Annotated in this window: 3 protein-coding genes; all 3 read left to right on the forward strand. The window is 58.1% G+C overall.

Annotated features, from left to right (window positions below; genetic code table 11):
* The first annotated feature begins 146 nt into the window (after positions 1-146).
* The 3 genes from CLV87_RS23695 to CLV87_RS23705 are packed head-to-tail and all read left to right on the forward strand — an operon-like array spanning position 147 to position 3,452.
* Positions 147-1,781, forward strand: a complete 1,635-nt coding sequence (locus tag CLV87_RS23695; RefSeq protein WP_024099411.1) for a Mu transposase C-terminal domain-containing protein — start codon at positions 147-149, stop codon at positions 1,779-1,781.
* Entirely contained in the window at positions 1,741-2,664 is a 924-nt protein-coding gene (locus CLV87_RS23700) for a TniB family NTP-binding protein (RefSeq protein ID WP_235872058.1), read from the forward strand. The genes CLV87_RS23695 and CLV87_RS23700 overlap by 41 nt, the downstream gene beginning before the upstream one ends.
* Positions 2,661-3,452, forward strand: a complete 792-nt coding sequence (locus CLV87_RS23705) for a TniQ family protein (protein ID WP_008335465.1) — start codon at positions 2,661-2,663, stop codon at positions 3,450-3,452. Before CLV87_RS23700 ends, CLV87_RS23705 begins: the two co-directional genes overlap by 4 nt.
* Positions 3,453-3,506 lie beyond the last annotated feature (54 nt).

Consider the following 3,506-nt stretch of genomic DNA (forward strand, 5'->3'; position numbering starts at 1 on the left):
TGTCGCGTAGCCCTTAATTGTGAGATGAGAAATCCAACGAAATCAACGGCCTTGCTTTGCCCTTAAATATGATATTTTGCCTTTAAATCCGATATTTTTGCCCTTAAACCTGAGACAGGGTTCGCAGCTTCGTGTGGCAAATATTGATGGATGATGATCGCGAAGACTTCGTTGCCGCTGGTGCTGAGGAGGCGCGCAGGGCGGCCGTTCTGCGTCCGCTTGTTCAGGCATATCTCAAAGGAACTGGCAGTCTGGAAAGTGGCATCAATGACGCCGTTTGGGAGCTTGGTGTCAGCAGGGCGACTGTCTGGCGCTGGATAAAGCGTCTGGCCGAAGAGGGTGGGCGCACCAGCGCGCTGGCTTCTCGGAAACGGGGCCGCCCGACTGGTACAACCTTGATATCCGGCAAGGTGGAAGCGGTGATCGAAGAACATCTTCGCCGTTATTTCTTACGGCGGGAACGCCCAAGCCTGTCGCGCATCGTGACAGAAATCCGAAGCGCGTGCTGGCAGCAGGGCTTGCAACCGCCGACACGTCGGACGGTTCAGCGCAGGCTGGATGCAATGGATGCCCGTGAAATTGCCAAGGCACGCGAAGGCGCAAAGGCGGCCCGCCAGAAATTTGCGCCGGTCGTAGGCGACAACAAGGCAAACCGGCCACTGGAGGTCGTGCAAATCGACCATACGCCTGCGGACATCATTCTCGTCGACAGTTTTGAACGCAAACCAATTGGGCGGCCTTGGGTCACGCTGGCGATCGACGTCGCAACGCGGATGGTGACCGGATATTACACCTCTCTCGAGGCACCTTCGCGTCTGTCGGTGGCGCTTTGCCTGACACAGGCTGTGGCCCCCAAGGCGGAACTTCTGGCGGAATTGGTGCGCAATGTTCCTTGGCCCGCGCAGGGTAAACCGCATAGCATCCACGTCGATAACGGGCGCGATTTCCGGTCGCATGCCTTTCGGTCGGCATGTGCAGAATGGGGGATCGATCTGGTCTATCGGCCGCCAGGCAGTCCTCATTTCGGAGGGCACATCGAACGATTGATCGGCACGATGATGGGGGCCGTGCACCTGTTGCCTGGAACAACGCAATCCTCGGTCGTGGCCAAGGGCGACTATGACGCCGAGGGCATGGCCACGATGACCTTAAGCGACTTCGATCGCTGGTTTGCTCTGGAAATCTGCCGCTACAACAACAGCATTCATTCAAGTCTTGGCTGCACGCCCGTTGCCAAATGGGAGGCGCTCTCAGAGCAAATGATGGGCGATATCCCCTTCGAGATTGAAGCCTTTCGGGTGAGCTTTCTGCCAAGTGAACTGCGCAAGGTCAGGCGTGACGGCATCCATCTGTTCCAGATACGGTACTGGTCCGATGCGCTTGCAGGCCACATCGGGCGCGGGGATGGAAAGGTGGTCGTCCGCTACGACCCTCGCGACCTCTCGGTGATCTGGGTCGAACTGGATAATGACCGATACGTCGAAGCTCGGTACCGAAACCTGGAAATTCCGCCTGTGTCGCTCTGGGAATATCGCGAAGCCATGAGGAATGCCCGTGCCCTTGGCAAGTCCGGGTCCAATGAGCTGGTCCTGGCTGAGCTGATCCGACAGCAACGCCAAATCGAGTCTGAAAGCCGGAGCCTGACGAGGGCCGAACGCCGATCCCGTGAAAGAAAAGGGACATTGGAGGGCGCCAACTCGGCCGTCTCAACAACCGAAGGGCTGCGCGCGATCGATACGGGTGATACATCGCGCCCATTGTTCAAGGTGGAGAGATGGTGAATTGAGGGCAGGAAAAACAGAGGAAGACGGTCGGATCACCCTCATTCAATCGGATATCTGGATTGGCTTTCCGCGGGCCGAACAAGTTCTGGACCGTTTGCAGTGTATGATCGAAGCGCCAAGGCAAACCCGTATGCCTGGCCTTCTTGTGCATGGCGCGTCCGGGATCGGAAAGACGATGATCGCCCGCAATCTTTCGCGCAGATATGCACCGGAATATGACCCAGCATCGGGAATTACGCGAACGCCGCTGTTACTGTTACAAGCACCACCAGCTCCCGACGAACGACGGTTCTATCTGCACATCCTGGCGACCGTCGGGGCACCGGCCACGGCACTGAGCGCGCGCGCTCAAAATGTGGCCTCCCTCGAAGTCCGTGTCGTCGCGCTCTTGCGCGACCTTGGCCTGCGGATGATCATGATCGACGAAGTCCACAACCTCTTGGCCGGGACCCACCGCGAACAGCGCCGCTTTCTCAATGTTCTGCGGTATCTCAGCAATGAACTCGAAGTGTCGCTGGTCTGCCTGGGGGTCAGCGAGGCCGTCGATGCCATCCGTGGTGATATCCAGCTTGCCAGGCGGCTGGACGAACATCACCTTCCAAACTGGCGCGACGACGCCGAGTTCTCGGACATGATCCAGACACTCATCGCGGCAATGCCCCTCGAGAAGAAATCCAATCTGAAGGTCAAGTCACTAAAGCAGATACTTGCGCTGACCGGCGGGGTGACCTCGCGCATCTTCGCCCTGATCAAGGATCTTTCCATCGACGCCATTGTCACAGGTGATGAATGCATCACCGATGACGCAATCGCAAAATGGACGCCGGTTTGGTCGCGCCATGCGAACCCCCATCGGCGGCTCGAGAAGTCCGGGGTGTGAAGCCGCACCCGCTGCCCAAGACTGTCGCGCCGCTGCCCGACGAGTTGTTGTCAGGTTGGTTGTCTAGGCTGGCGGCGGCCAACTACTGTGATGATGCGGAACTACTGGCTCATCTCAGAATCGATACCGCGCATGGCACCGCCTTGAACTTCAACGTCGACGCGGCTGCGGCGGCGAAGATTGCCAACGCCGCACGGATTGACCCAGATGTTGTGCGATCTTTGACCTTCCCAGCAATGACGACACGAGAAGCCTCGCTGACGGCCCAGATACCATTCCAGCATTGCCTGCAATGTTCCAGAGAGGGCCTTTCGCTCAAGCATTGGAGGCGAGCCTGGGCATTCGACTGCCAGGTTTGTGGGACGAGACTTGTGCCGACGCTCGGCAAGGCCAGTGGCGAACAGATGCCCGAAAAGCTGATAAATCGTGCGCGCAACGGCGCCGCGCGGCTTGAATACGCCGCGCGATTACGCAGCTCCAAGCAATTTCGGCGCGCAATGCGCGCGGTCACCTTTGCCATATCATTAAAGGCCTTCCGCGGAGATCCGTTATACGCTCTTCAGGGCCACAGGCTGGAAGTAAGGCTGTTTGGCCTTGCTGCAATTGATGCAGCCCAATCCCGTCCACTGGTCAAAGCGGCCATCTCAAGCTCCGGCATCGACGACTATGCAAGGGTTGCTCTATTGCGCGCCTTCGATAAGGAGCCACGTCTGCTTGCCGCGGTTGTTTACATCGCCCGGCAGCGCGCGAAAAGCATAGGCGCGATGGCAGTGGAATCTCATAATTAAGGGCAAAAAATATCCCCGAACGCGTCGTGTCTCAGATTTAAGGGCAACGCGACA

Source organism: Pelagimonas phthalicica (assembly GCF_004364805.1).
Taxonomy (GTDB): Bacteria; Pseudomonadota; Alphaproteobacteria; order Rhodobacterales; family Rhodobacteraceae; genus Pelagimonas; species Pelagimonas phthalicica.